Here is a 12,938-nt window from a genome sequence, read left to right as displayed (position 1 = left end):
ATGCGGCCACATAGTGGTGCCGCGCGCTGATGAGACTTATGGGGCCGATAAATGGTTGTGGCGTGTGAGGGGTGACTTTCCTACGAAATCCGGGGGCCCGGATTCCGGTCCGCACAGAGATTCGGGCGTCCGCATCGTGGAATGAATCCCTCGTTGCGTGCATGTTGTATCTATGCTGTGTGCATGCCTGCCCCAGCCTCGTCGCCCGTCCGTCCGCCCGGGAAGCAGCCACCCGCCGCCGAACGCGTCTACACCCATATCAAGGACGCGGTCCTGGACCGCCGCTACGAGGGCGGGACGCTCCTGACGGAGGGCGATCTCGCCGAGGCCGTGGGGGTCTCCCGTACGCCCGTGCGCGAGGCGCTGCTGCGGCTGGAGGTCGAGGGGCTGATCAAGCTCTACCCGAAGAAGGGCGCCCTGGTGCTCGCCGTCTCCGCCCAGGAGATCGCCGATGTCGTGGAGACCCGGCTGCTGGTCGAGGAGTTCGCCGTGCGCAGGGCCGTGCCCGCGTCGGCGAACCTGATCGCCCGCCTGGAGGAGCTCCTGGAGGAGCAGCGGCAGATGTCCGAGGCCGGCGATCTGGCCGCAGTCTCCGTGAAGGACCGCTGCTTCCACGCCGAGATCGTCCGCCACGCGGGCAACGAGATCCTGTCCCGCCTCTACGACCAGCTGCGCGACCGTCAACTGCGGATGGGCGTCGCCGTCATGGAGGCCCACCCGGGCAGGATCGCCGCCAACATCGCCGAGCACGGTGAGCTGCTGGAGGCGATCAGAGCCGGTGACGCGGACGGTGCCGCGCAGGTCGTACGCCGCCATGTCAGCCGGGTCAAGGTGCTGGTCCGGGGTGAGGGCCGGTGAGCTCTGCCGCCGCCCCCACCCTGTCCCTGCCCGGTGACCCGCCCGGCGGCCGGCGTGCCGCCTGGGTCTGGGGCATCGGTGTCGCCGTCTACTTCGTGGCGATCATCTTCCGCACCAGCCTGGGCGTCGCCGGCCTCGACGCCGCCGACCGCTTCGACGTCAACGCCTCGGCGCTCTCCACCTTCTCCATCCTCCAACTGCTCGTCTACGCGGGCATGCAGATACCCGTCGGCCTGATGGTCGACCGGCTCGGCACCAAGAAGGTCCTCGCCCTCGGGGCCGTCCTGTTCACCCTCGGGCAGCTCGGCTTCGCGCTCTCCCCCTCGTACGGCACCGCGCTGGCCTCCCGCGCCCTGCTGGGCTGCGGCGACGCGATGACGTTCATCAGCGTGCTGCGGCTGGGGGCGCGCTGGTTCCCGGCCCGGCGCGGTCCGCTGATCGGACAGGTCGCCGCCCTCTTCGGCATGGCGGGCAACCTCGTCTCGACGCTGGTCATCGCCCGCTCCCTGCACGGCTTCGGCTGGACCACCACCTTCGCCGGCAGCTCCCTGGCGGGAGTCGTGGTGCTGGTGATGCTGCTGCTCTTCCTCAAGGACCACCCCGAAGGATTCGAGCCGCCGCCCGCGGAGCACGCCGGAGCGACATACGTGCGCAAGCAGATCGCCGCCGCGTGGCGGGAGCCCGGCACCCGGCTCGGGATGTGGGTGCACTTCACGACGCAGTTCCCGGCCATGGTGTTCCTGCTGCTGTGGGGCATGCCGTTCCTGGTGGAGGACCAGGGGCTGAGCCGGGGGACCGCGGGGGAGCTGCTCACCCTGGTGGTGCTCTCCAACATGGCCGTCGGCCTCGTCTACGGGCAGGTCATCGCCCGCCACCACGCCGCCCGGATTCCGCTCGCGCTGGGGACGGTCGCGATGACGGCCCTGCTGTGGGCGTCGGCCATCCTCCACCCCGGGGATCACGCCCCGATGTGGCTGCTGATCACCCTGTGCGTGGTGCTCGGCGCCTGCGGGCCCGCCTCGATGATCGGCTTCGACTTCGCCCGCCCGGCCAATCCGCCGGAGCGCCAGGGCACCGCGTCGGGCATCGTCAACATGGGAGGCTTCGTCGCCTCCATGACCACGCTGTTCGCCGTCGGTGTGCTGCTCGACGCGAGCGGCGACAACTACCGCATCGCGTTCGCCTCGGTCTTCGTCCTGGAGGCGCTCGGCGTCGTACAGATCCTGCGGCTGCGGCTGAAGGCCGCGCACCGGGAGCGGGAGCACCATGTGATCAGCCGCGTGGAGGCCGTGCACGTGCCCGTGTGACCGCTACGGCGGCGCCGCCCGTCCCCTGCCGGGGCGGGCGCCGCCGGATGCGGTCGTTACGGGGTGACGGCGAAGTTCTGCAGGATGGCGGCGGCCAGGTCCTGATCGCCCTCGGCCTTGATCCGGTCCGCCACCGCGCTCGCCCGCACCCGCCCGCAGGCGAGACGGACGTACGTCTCCCAGTCCATCGCCAGCGTCACCGCGGGGCCCAGCGACGGCGCGCCGTCCACCGAACCGCGGCCCTCCGCGTCGACCCTGACCGTGCGCAGGAACTCCACCGGCCCGTGCACATCCAGCACGACCGCCGAGTTGGGCGGCGCGCCCGCATCCTTGGCCACGACCTTCGGCAGCGCCAGGAGCAGCGTGTCCCGGACGATCGCCGCGCCGGGGGAATCCAGGTTGCCGGGCTTGCCCAGCGTCGTACGCAGGTCCTGCTCATGCACCCAGACGTCGAAGGCGCGCATCCGCAGCGCCAGTTCGAGGGTCTGCTCGGTGCCGAGCGGCGCCCGCGTCATGGTCTCCGGGTCACGCGTCTCGTTGCGCAACTGACGGGACCGGCGGATGATCGTGTACTCCAGTTCGGAGGTCATCTCCGGAGCGGTGTGGTGGCGCCGCACGTCGACCTGCATCTCCATGTAGCGGGCGAAGTCGCTCTGCACATGGAAGAGATCGCGCGGAAGTGTGTGGATGGGGCGCGGATCGCCGAGCTGCTCGCACTCCATACCGATGATGTGCGAGACGATGTCGCGCACCGACCAGTTGGGGCATGGCGTACGGCCGTTCCACTCCCCCTCGGTGAGCGGGCTCACCAGCTCGGCTATCGACTCGATGGAGTGGGTCCAGGCGTCGGCGTAGGTCTGGAGGCTGGGATGGACGGTCACGGGACCCCTCGTGCGGTTCTGCGGTGCATGGGCTGGAGAACTGGGCTCGGACGGCGGGCTGCGGGCTGCCGGGCAGTGAGGTTCGGTCGGTCCAAGCTACGCTGCGAGCAGGCACCCCGGCAGTGCTTTCGTGTGACGATCGTAGGCCCGTGTTGACGGCTCGAATGCCAGGACGGTGGTAGTGTGCGCGCCTCCCTCATCCAGATCGCAGTAGACCCGGACGAATCCGTCAATTCCCGCAGGGAACGCGCGGCTTCACTCGTCGTGGCCCAGCAGGGCGCGGATCTGGTGGTGCTGCCCGAACTCTGGCCGGTCGGGGCCTTCGCCTATACGGCGTTCGAGGACGAGGCCGAACCGCTGAACGGCCCCACGCACGAGGTGATGGCCAAGGCCGCCGCCGACGCCGGGGTCTGGCTGCACGCGGGCTCCTTCGTCGAACGGGCCGACGACGGCACGCTCTACAACACCACGCTCGTCTTCACGCCCAAGGGCGAGCGGGCCGCCACGTACCGCAAGATCCACCGCTTCGGTTTCGACAAGGGCGAGGCGGTCATGATGGGCGCCGGCGACGAGCTGGTGACGCTCGCCCTGCCGCAGACCACGCTCGGTCTCGCCACCTGCTACGACCTGCGCTTCCCCGAGCTGTTCCGCGGCCTCGTCGACGCGGGCTCCGAGGTCCTGGTCGTCGCGGCCGGCTGGCCGGAGCGCCGCCGCGCCCACTGGACGCTGCTCGCCCAGGCGAGGGCCGTCGAGAACCAGGCCTATGTCCTGGCCGTCGGCTCCGCCGGCACCCACGCCGGGATCCAGCAGGCCGGCCACAGCATCGTCGTCGACCCCTGGGGCGAGGTGCTCGCCGAGGCGGGAGCGGACGAGGAGGTGCTGACCGTGGAGTTCGACCCGGCCAAGGTCGCCACCACCCGGGAGCAGTTCCCCGCGCTCAAGGACCGCCGACTGGGGCTCGCTCCGCCGGCGAACCTGGTGTAGCCGGGCGCAGGTCCGGCCCCTGTTTCACGTGAAACAGGGGCCGGACCGACTTTCACGTGCTCAGGGGGCGCCCCTCAGTCCTCGTGCTCCTTCTCCGCGAGCACGATCACGCACACCGCCACCGCGATCAGCAGGCCCGCATCGGCGTCCTCGCGCACGATATCGATCCCGTACGTGTCCCGGACGGTCAGCCAGCGGCGCGAGATCTGGGCCAGCAGCTCCCCGTCGTAGTCCACCGCGAACTCGCGGTCCAGGATCTTGCCGCTGACATCGAGCTCGGTCCCGTCCACCAGCGTCACCCGGTAGTGGTTGCGCAGCAGCGACAGCCGCTTCCGCTTGACCTTCGCGAGCTGCTCGCCGTCCCGCTCGATGAGCATCGTGTCGCGCAGACTGAGCAGCTTCTGCCGGATCTCGATCACGATCCGGCCCTGCGCGTCCTTCAGCTCGAAGGTGTCACGCACCCGCATGGCCTTGCCGTCGACCAGGAAGACCTTGCGGCCGTCCGCGTCCTCGATCCAGTAGTCGTCGCCGATGCCGAACAGCCGCTCACGCACGAGAAGTCTCATGGCTCACAGGTTCCCCGAGCCCTCTGCGGAATGCGTGGACGCCACGGTGATGTTGACTGTTCACATGGCAACACGAGCGCGCGTCAGGGCCCCCGAACTGATCGGCAAGGGCGGCTGGCTCAATACAGGCGACCGGCAGTACACCCTCGCTGACCTGCGAGGACGCATTGTGATCTTGGACTTTTGGACGTTCTGCTGTGTGAACTGTCTGCATGTCCTCGATGAGCTGCGCGAGCTGGAGGAGAAGCACCGGGACACCGTGGTGATCATCGGTGTCCACTCGCCGAAGTTCGTCCACGAGGCGGAGCACCAGGCCGTCGTCGACGCCGTCGAGCGGTACGAGGTCCACCACCCGGTGCTCGACGACCCGGAGCTCGCCACCTGGAAGCAGTACGCCGTGCGCGCCTGGCCGACGCTCGTCGTCGTGGACCCCGAGGGCTATGTCGTCGCCCAGCACGCGGGTGAGGGCCATGCCCACGCCATCGAGAAGCTGGTGGAGGAGCTGGAGGCCGAGCACGCGGCCAAGGGCACCCTGCGCCGCGGCGACGGGCCCTACGTGGCGCCCGAGCCGGTGGCCACGCATCTGCGGTTCCCCGGCAAGGCACTGCTCCTCGCCGACGGCGGCTTCCTGGTCTCCGACACCACCCGCCACCGGCTGGTCGAGCTGGACGCGGACGGCGAGAGCGTCCGCCGCCACTTCGGGTCCGGCGAGCGGGGGCTCGTGGACGGCGGGCCCGACGACGTCAGGTTCAGCGAGCCGCAGGGGCTGGCGCTGCTGCCCGACGGGCGGATCGCCGTCGCCGACACGGTCAACCACGCGATCCGTGCCCTCGACCTCACGACCGGCACGACGACCACCCTCGCCGGGACCGGCCGCCAGTGGTGGCAGGGGGCGCCCACCAGTGGCGCGGGTCATGAGGTCGACCTCTCCTCGCCGTGGGACGTCGCCTGGTTCGACGGCCGGCTGTGGATCGCCATGGCGGGCGTGCACCAGCTGTGGACGTACGACCCCGAGGACGGCACCGTCCGTGTCGCGGCCGGCACGACGAACGAAGGACTCGTCGACGGTCCGGGTGCGGAGGCCTGGTTCGCCCAGCCGTCCGGGCTGGCGGCGACCGAGGACCGGCTGTGGGTCGCCGACTCGGAGACGTCCGCGCTGCGCTACGTCGACCGGGAGGGCGCCGTGCACACCGCCGTCGGCACCGGGCTCTTCGACTTCGGCCACCGCGACGGGGCCGCCTCGCAGGCCCTGCTCCAGCACCCGCTGGGCGTCACCGCGCTGCCGGACGGATCCGTCGCCGTCTGCGACACGTACAACCACGCCCTGCGCCGCTACGACCCGGCGAGCGACGAGGTCACCACGCTGGCCACGGAGCTGCGCGAGCCCAGCGACGCCGTGCTGGTCGACGGCGATCTCGTGGTCGTCGAGTCCGCCCGGCACCGCCTGACCCGGCTGCGGCTGCCCGAGGAGGCGGTACGCGTGGCGGACCAGGCGCACCGCACCCAGCGCGCGGCGACCGGGATCGCGCCGGGCACGCTCCGGCTCGACGTCGTCTTCCAGGCGCCCGCCGGACAGAAGCTGGACACCCGGTACGGGCCCTCGACCCGGCTGCTGGTCTCCTCGACCCCGCCGGAACTGCTGGCCGGGGGCGAAGGGGCGGGCACCGACCTCTTCCGCGATCTGGTCCTCGCCGACGGCGTCACCGAGGGCGTCCTGCATGTCTCGGCGATGGCCGCGTCCTGCGACGACGACCCGGCGAACGAGTACCCGGCCTGCCACGTCCACCAGCAGGACTGGGGTGTCCCCGTCAGCGTGACCGCCGAGGGGACCTCACGGCTGCCGCTGGTGCTCGCGGGCATGGACGAGCAGGGCTGAGAAGGGGAAGCCGGGCGGAGCGGGCGGGGAGCGTCACACCCGCCCGCCCGGTTCACCCGCCGTCGGCGAGCCGCCGCACCGCTTCCTCGTACCGCCGGACGTACTCCGGCGCCGCCGCCACGCGCAGCAGCGCCTCCAGGGCCCGCACCGCGCCCACGTCGTAGCCGGCCCGCTCGGCCTCCGTGGCCGCCAGGTCCAGCAGCATGATCCCCTCGTCCTCATCGCCCAGGGCGAGCTGGGCCTCGCCGCTCACGGTCGTCAGCAACACCCGGCGGGCCGCTTCCTCGTGCTCGGGACCCAGCTCGAAGGCGGCGCGGGCGGAGTCCAGGGCGTCCTGCGGGCGCCCCGCGGTGAGCTGCATGCGGGCGAGGTGCTGGAGCGCGAGCATCTCGGTGTGCGCGTCGGGTTCTTTCCTGGCCAGCTCCAGGGCCTGGCCACAACCCTCCATCGCCACGTCGAGACCGCCCTGTTCGGCCTGGACGATCGCCAGGTTGATCAGTGCCGTCGCCTCCCCGAGCCGGTCTCCGGCCTGTCGGGCGAGTCCGGGCGAGGGCTCCAGGAGGGCCACGGCCTCGGCGGTCCTGCCCTCTTCCGACAGCACCCAGCCCAGCAGATTGCGCACCCGGGACTCGGCGTACGGATCGCTGCGCGCGGCCGCCGCGGCCAGGGCCAGTTCCAGCATCGGGGCCCAGCCGTCCCGCGGCCGCCACACCACGTGCGGCCACTGGAGCAGGATGATCCGCCAGGCCCGGTCCTCCAGTCCGGCGGCGCGGGCAGCGGCGGCGGCCAGAGCGAGGTCCTCGCGCTCGGCCGTGAGCCAGTCCATCGCCGCGGCCCGGTCGGTGAAGTCCCGTACGGCAGCGGGCCGGCGGAAGCCGTCCGGCAGCACGAAGCAGGGCTCACCCCCGGGTTCGGCCGTGTCCGCGGCGGCGAGCGCGGTGGCGATGTAGTGGTCGAGCACACCGGCCAGCGCGTCGGGCCCGGCCGCGGGGTCGAGCCCGCGGGCGTAGAGCCGCACCAGATCGTGCAGTATCCAGCGCCCGGGTCCGGCCTCGGTGACCAGATGGGCGGCGGCGAGCCGCTCCAGCGCGGCCGAGGCTACGACCGGGTCGCTGCCGGCGAGGGCGGCGGCCGTGTACGGGCCGAAGTGGCTGCCCGGATGGTGACCGAGCCGGGTGAAGTGGTGAACGGCGTCCGGCGGCAGCTGCTGCACGGTCAGCCGCAGCGCGGCGGAGACCCCGGTGTCCTCCACGGCGAGATACGTCAGCCGGCTGCGTTCGTCGGCCAGTTCGTCGGCCATGTCGGCGAGGGTCCACTGCGGGCGGCCCGCAAGCCGGGCCGCCGTGACCCGCAGGGCCAGGGGCAGTCCGCCGCAGAGCTCGGCGAGCCGCCGGGCCGCCACCGGTTCGGCGGCGACGCGCTCCTCGCCCAGCACCCCGGCCAGGAGCGCGGTGCCGTCCGGCGGCTCCAGCACGTCCAGTGGTACCGGGACGGCGGCGTCCGAGGCGATGAGCCCCTCCAGCCGGTGCCTGCTGGTGATCAGCGTGACGCAGTCGGCGCCGCCCGGCAGCAGCTGCCTGACCTGGGCGGAGTCGCGGACGTTGTCGAGGACGACGAGCAGGCTGAGCCGGTCGGTCAGCGAGCGGAACAGAGCCGCGGCACCGGAGACGGACTCCGGGACCCGGCGGGGCGCGACGCCGAGCGCGAGCAGGAACTCGCGCAGGACTTCGAGGGGTGTCGGCTCTCCGGTGTCGCTGAACCCGCGCAGGTCGGCGTAGAGCCGTCCGTCCGGGAAGGCCGCGGGGGACCGGCGCGCCCAGTGCAGGGCCAGTGCGGTCTTGCCCACCCCGGCGGGTCCGGTGACCAGGCAGACGGGCGCCTCGCCCGCCGCGGCCCGGGAGATCGCGGTGAGTTCGGCGCCGCGACCGTGGAAGCCGCGGGGAGCGCGGGGCAGCAGATCGGTGGGGTGCGGCGGGGTGCCGGGGAGCGGCTGGGCCGGGAGCCGTGGGGAGCGGGGCGGCGCGGCGACCTCGGCGAGGGCCGGGGCGGTTGTGGCACCGCCGTGCGTCCCGGATGCGCGGCCGGCCGCGGGCGCCTGCCCCGGGTCACCCGGGGACCGGTCGCCTGCCGGGTCCGGATCGCCGCGCAGGATCTGCGCGTAGGCGTCGGCCAGCTCGCGCCCGGGGTCGATGCCCAGCTCGTCGGCGAGCAGCCGCCGGGTGCGGTGGAACCAGTCCAGCGCCTCGGACTGGCGCCCCGACCGGTACAGCGCCGTCATCAGGGCCGCGGCGAGGGACTCCCGCATCGGGTGGGCGACGGCCTCGGCCCGCAGCACCGCCGCCGCCCGGTGGTGCTCCCCCAGCACGGCGTAGGACCGCGCCAGCTGCTCGACCGTCGCCAGCCGGGACTCCTCCAGCGCGTGCGCGGCAGCCTGGAGCGGCCCGCTCGCGTACGTACCGGTCAGTGCGGGCCCCTGCCACAGCGACAGGGCCTCCTTCAGCATGAGCACGGTGTCGGCAGGGCTGCGCTGTTCCCGGGCCAGCATCAGCAGTTCCTCGAACCGCTGGGAGTCCAGCAGGGTCTCCGGCGCCCGCAGCACGTAAGCGTCCCCGAGCGTGGCCAGTTCGACCCCGTACGCCTCCGCGTCCGCTCCCATCAGCAGGGCGCGCAGCCGGGAGACATGGCCCTGGATGACGGTCCGGGCGTGCATCGGCGGGGCGTCGTCCCACAGGCAGTCCGTCAACCACGCCATCGATACGGGTGTGTTGGCGCGCAGCAGCAGTGCGGCGAGCAGGCTGCGGCGCTTGGCGGGGCCGAGCGGCAGCGGCCCGGTCAGCGTGTCGACGCAGACCGTGCCGAGCAACCGGAACTCCACGAGCGGCTCCCCTTCCGGGTGTGACGCGCCCGGTTCCGGGTCACGGACAAGCTCCCAGAATATCGGGGATCGTGAGTCGGTGGTCCAGGGGTGCGCCCGGCCGGCGGGGCGCACCCTGCCAGGTCACAGACGGCGTTCGTCCTCGGACACGACCGTGGTGGTGGGCGGCACGACCATGCGGCGCCGGCGCATCACGCTCGCGTAGACGAAGACGCCGATGATGCCGACGATCATCATGATCCAGCCGACCATGTCGACGTTGACGGTGTCCAGTTCCCAGTCGGTCGCGAAGGCGAGTATCGCCCCTGCACCGATGAGGATGATGCATCCTCCGAGTCCCATGAGTTCTGCCTCCTCGACGGCCGGAAGCTCCGGGCCGTGTAAGCAGCGGGTACCCGGCCTGCCCGCACCCATGCTCCTGGGCATTGAGGGGCGGGCCCGCCGTCGAGTGCGGGTGCCCGCCCCACAGCCCTCCGCGACACGCCTCAGGCAAGGGACTTCTGTGTCGGGACGACGACCCCGTACAGGTCGGCGACGGTGGCGAGGGCGCTGTGGTGCACCTGGCCGGCGTCCAGTTCGGTGCCGGCGACCGGCAGGGAACGGGTGGCGCAGGCCTCGGCCACGACCGTGGGCCGGTTGCCGCGCAGGAACGCGCCCTGGGCGGTGAACGCGACGCACATGTGGGTCATGAAGCCGGCGATGACGAGGTCGTTCCTGCCTGCGGCTTCGACGTGCGCGCCGAGGTCGGTGCCGAAGAACGCGTCCGGTGCGTGCTTGACGACGACGGTCTCGCCGTCGGCCGGTGCGACGCTCGGGTGGATCCGGCCGATCTCGGCCCGGATGTCGTACGGGGTGCCTTCACCGCCGTCGTTGATGACGTGGATGACCGTGGTGCCCGCCCGGCGGGCGCTTGCCAGGAGCCGGGCGGCGGCGTCGAGCGCGGACTGCCAGCCGTCCAGTTCCATCACGCCGGTCGTGTAGGTGTTCTGGTAGTCGATGAGGACGAGGGTCGAGTCGGCGAGCTTCGCGGGGGTGTCGTCGAAGCCGTTGAGCCGGCGGAGCGTCGTTCGAGGCATGGCTGTGGCACCTGGGTTTCGGGTCGGGGAGAGCGGGCCCACCGGTTCGGTGGCCTGCGCTCACGACGCTATGACCCACCCCGGCGTGTCGGCAATGTCGTCTAACATGCAGAAACCGACACCGCGGCTGTGCCAGGACAGGGGGCCCGGGAGCCTGTGAACACCGTCGAACGACTGGTCGTCATCGTCCTCTTCGCAGGCGTCGACCTGCTCGACGTCACCGGACCGCCCGAGGTGTTCTCCCTCGCGCGCCGCGAGACGGACGAAGCGGCGGGTTACGACGTGGTCCTCGCCGCCGAGACGATGGACCCGGTCACCACCGCCGCCGGGGTCCGGATCCTCCCCGACCTCACCTTCGACGACCTGGCGGCGAGGAGTATCGACACCCTCCTCGTGCCCGGCGCTGTGGAGGTCGACGGCCGGGGCCGCGTGCAGCCGCTCACCGACCCGGCCGTGGTGCGCCGGGTGGCACAGCTCGCCGGGCGCACGCGCAGGATCACGTCCGTCTGCGTCGGCGCGCACCTCCTCGCCGCCGCCGGACTCCTGGACGGCAAGCGGGCCACCACGCACTGGTCGACCGCACAGCAGCTCGCCGCCGACCACCCGCTGGTCGAGGTCGACGCCGATCCGATCTTCGTCCGCGAGGGAGACGTGTGGACCGGCGCGGGGATCAGCGCCTGCCTCGATCTGTCGCTCGCCCTCATCGCCGACGATCTGGGTGAGGCCGCCGCGCTGCGGGTCGCCAGACAGCTCGTGATGTACCTGAAGCGGCCGGGCGGGCAGAGCCAGTTCAGCGTTCCGCTGGAACAGGTCGCCACGACCCGGCGCATCGAGGATCTGCGGCACTACATCATGCGCAATATCGGCGAACCGCTCACGGTCGCGGACCTCGCTGCGTACGGCCATATCGGCGACCGTCAGCTCACCAGGATCTTCAAGAACGAACTCGGCACGACGCCTCACGCCTACATCGAGTCGGTCCGCGTCGAGAGGGCGCGCAACCAGCTCGAGTCCACCGACGCCACCCTCGAACGGATCGCGTCCGCCTGCGGGTTCGGCACCGTCGACACCCTGGTCAGGGCGTTCCGCCGCAGGCTCGACACGACACCGACCGACTACCGGCGCCGGTTCCGGACCGGCCCGGAATGACAGAGGTTCCCCTGTCTGTCACTCGTCGACAGGGGAACCACCGGGTGTGTGTCGTCAGCCGGCCAGGAACGACGCCAGCGCGTTCGCCAGGAGGTACGGGTCGTCGGCGCCGCACAGTTCACGGGCGCTGTGCATGGACAGGATGGCCACGCCGATGTCCACCGTCCGAATGCCGTGCCGGGCGGCGGTGATCGGGCCGATCGTCGTGCCGCAGGGCATCGCGTTGTTGGAGACGAACGTCTGCCACGGCACGCCCGCCTTCTCGCAGGCCTGCGCGAACACGGCCCGGCCGCCGCCGTCGGTCGCGTACCGCATGTTGACGTTGACCTTGAGGATCGGTCCGCCGTTGACGACCGGGTGGTGCGTCGGGTCGTGGCGCTCCGCGTAGTTGGGGTGGATCGCGTGGCCGGTGTCCGAGGAGAGGCAGACGGTGCCGGCGAAGGCGCGGGCCCGGTCCTCGTACGTACCGCCGCGGGCGAACACCGAGCGCTCCAGGACCGTGCCGAGCAGCGGTCCGTCCGCCCCGGTGTCGGACTGCGAGCCGTTCTCCTCGTGGTCGAAGGCGGCCAGCACCGGGATGTACGGGATCTCGGAGTCGGGCTGCCCGGCGACGGCGGCGAGCGCCGCGGTCGCCGCGTGCACGGAGAGCAGGTTGTCCATGCGCGGACCGGCCACCAGCTCGCGGTCACGGCCCAGGTAGGACGGTGCCTCGACGGGGTGGGGCATCAGGTCCCAGCCGGCGATGTCCTCGGCGTCGACGCCCGCCTCCTCGGCGACGAAGCGGATGAGGTCGCCCTCCTCGACGTCGCCGAGCCCCCAGATGGGCTGCATGTGCTTCTGGCGGTCGAGCTTGAGCCCGTCGGTGTTGGCCGAGCGGTCCAGGTGCACGGCCAGCTGCGGCACGCGCAGCAGCGGCCGGTCGATGTCGATCAGCCGGTGCGTGCCGTCGCGCAGTGAGATCCGCCCGGCGAGACCGAGGTCGCGGTCCAGCCAGGTGTTGAGGAGCGTGCCGCCGTAGATCTCCACGGCGATCTGGCGCCAGCCGTACGCGCCGGTGTCGGGCAGCGGCTTCACCCGCAGGTTCGGCGAGTCGGTGTGCGCGCCGACGATCCGGAACGGGGTGTGCGCCCCGGCGCCCTCCGGCACGTACCAGGCCACGATCGCGCCGCCGCGCAGGACGTACTTCCCGCCGGTGGTCCCGTCCCAGGCCGCGGTCTCCTCGACCTGCCGGAAACCGGCCTTCTCCAGCCTCGCCGCGGCGCTCGCCACGGCGTGGTACGGGGAGGGGGCGGACATCAGGAAGGCCATCAGATCGTCGGTGTGGCCGCGGTCGAACCGGGGGGAGGAACTCATGTTCTTCACTGTA

At 71.9% G+C, this 12,938-nt stretch carries 11 protein-coding genes; 5 read left to right on the top strand and 6 right to left on the bottom strand.

All coding sequences use genetic code 11. The features are described 5' to 3' along the window. Positions 1-183: 183 nt before the first annotated feature. Together SH922_RS19365 and SH922_RS19360 are read left to right on the top strand one after the other, a co-directional pair. Positions 184-858: a GntR family transcriptional regulator gene (locus tag SH922_RS19365; RefSeq protein WP_393059195.1), complete on the top strand. Its 675-nt coding sequence runs from the start codon at positions 184-186 to the stop codon at positions 856-858. Then, a complete protein-coding gene (locus SH922_RS19360; RefSeq protein WP_393059194.1) occupies positions 855-2,165 on the top strand; it encodes a nitrate/nitrite transporter in 1,311 nt (436 codons plus the stop codon). The genes SH922_RS19365 and SH922_RS19360 overlap by 4 nt, the downstream gene beginning before the upstream one ends. Before the next feature lie 56 nt (positions 2,166-2,221). On the opposite strand, the gene SH922_RS19355 is transcribed toward SH922_RS19360, so the two are convergent. Continuing rightward, positions 2,222-3,046 (bottom strand): maleylpyruvate isomerase family mycothiol-dependent enzyme, encoded by an 825-nt coding sequence (locus tag SH922_RS19355; protein WP_393059193.1) that lies wholly within the window; start codon positions 3,044-3,046, stop codon positions 2,222-2,224. A 183-nt stretch (positions 3,047-3,229) separates the two neighbouring features. Between SH922_RS19355 and SH922_RS19350 the strand changes: the two genes are divergently transcribed. Continuing rightward, on the top strand, positions 3,230-4,030 hold the full coding sequence (locus tag SH922_RS19350; protein WP_393059192.1) for a carbon-nitrogen family hydrolase: 801 nt from the start codon (positions 3,230-3,232) through the stop codon (positions 4,028-4,030). Between the two features lie 74 nt (positions 4,031-4,104). Here the strand turns inward: SH922_RS19350 and SH922_RS19345 are convergent, their stop codons facing one another. Beyond that, positions 4,105-4,596: an LURP-one-related/scramblase family protein gene (locus SH922_RS19345; protein ID WP_393059191.1), complete on the bottom strand. Its 492-nt coding sequence runs from the start codon at positions 4,594-4,596 to the stop codon at positions 4,105-4,107. A 64-nt stretch (positions 4,597-4,660) separates the two neighbouring features. Between SH922_RS19345 and SH922_RS19340 the strand changes: the two genes are divergently transcribed. Next, on the top strand, positions 4,661-6,472 hold the full coding sequence (locus SH922_RS19340) for an NHL domain-containing thioredoxin family protein (protein WP_393059190.1): 1,812 nt from the start codon (positions 4,661-4,663) through the stop codon (positions 6,470-6,472). Positions 6,473-6,524: 52 nt separating this feature from the next. Here the strand turns inward: SH922_RS19340 and SH922_RS19335 are convergent, their stop codons facing one another. From SH922_RS19335 to SH922_RS19325, 3 genes are all read right to left on the bottom strand, one after another. Next, a complete protein-coding gene (locus SH922_RS19335) occupies positions 6,525-9,347 on the bottom strand; it encodes a BTAD domain-containing putative transcriptional regulator (protein ID WP_393059189.1) in 2,823 nt (940 codons plus the stop codon). A 123-nt stretch (positions 9,348-9,470) separates the two neighbouring features. Continuing rightward, complete coding sequence (locus SH922_RS19330; RefSeq protein WP_350990434.1) at positions 9,471-9,689, bottom strand: DUF6458 family protein; 219 nt, start codon at positions 9,687-9,689, stop codon at positions 9,471-9,473. Positions 9,690-9,832: 143 nt separating this feature from the next. Next, positions 9,833-10,423 carry an isochorismatase family protein gene (locus tag SH922_RS19325; protein ID WP_393059188.1) on the bottom strand — a complete coding sequence of 197 codons (591 nt, stop codon included), beginning with the start codon at positions 10,421-10,423 and terminating at the stop codon, positions 9,833-9,835. Between the two features lie 156 nt (positions 10,424-10,579). Here SH922_RS19325 and SH922_RS19320 point away from each other — a divergent pair, with 156 nt between their 5' ends. Continuing rightward, positions 10,580-11,572 carry a GlxA family transcriptional regulator gene (locus SH922_RS19320; protein ID WP_393059187.1) on the top strand — a complete coding sequence of 331 codons (993 nt, stop codon included), beginning with the start codon at positions 10,580-10,582 and terminating at the stop codon, positions 11,570-11,572. A gap of 54 nt (positions 11,573-11,626) precedes the next feature. Here SH922_RS19320 and SH922_RS19315 read toward each other — a convergent pair whose 3' ends face one another. Beyond that, on the bottom strand, positions 11,627-12,925 hold the full coding sequence (locus SH922_RS19315) for a M18 family aminopeptidase (RefSeq protein WP_393059186.1): 1,299 nt from the start codon (positions 12,923-12,925) through the stop codon (positions 11,627-11,629). Between the last annotated feature and the right edge of the window lie 13 nt (positions 12,926-12,938).

It is taken from the genome of Streptomyces sp. LN549 (assembly GCF_043203805.1).
Classification (GTDB): Bacteria; Actinomycetota; Actinomycetes; order Streptomycetales; family Streptomycetaceae; genus Streptomyces.
This window is presented reverse-complemented; position numbering and strand designations above follow the sequence as displayed.

Coding starts and splice junctions, on each gene's coding strand:
- SH922_RS19330 (WP_350990434.1), bottom strand. CDS start 9,689: ATGGGACTCGGAGGATGCATCATCCTCATCGGTGCAGGGGCGATACTC.
- SH922_RS19325 (WP_393059188.1), bottom strand. CDS start 10,423: ATGCCTCGAACGACGCTCCGCCGGCTCAACGGCTTCGACGACACCCCC.
- SH922_RS19340 (WP_393059190.1), top strand. CDS start 4,661: ATGGCAACACGAGCGCGCGTCAGGGCCCCCGAACTGATCGGCAAGGGC.
- SH922_RS19345 (WP_393059191.1), bottom strand. CDS start 4,596: ATGAGACTTCTCGTGCGTGAGCGGCTGTTCGGCATCGGCGACGACTAC.
- SH922_RS19315 (WP_393059186.1), bottom strand. CDS start 12,925: ATGAGTTCCTCCCCCCGGTTCGACCGCGGCCACACCGACGATCTGATG.
- SH922_RS19365 (WP_393059195.1), top strand. CDS start 184: ATGCCTGCCCCAGCCTCGTCGCCCGTCCGTCCGCCCGGGAAGCAGCCA.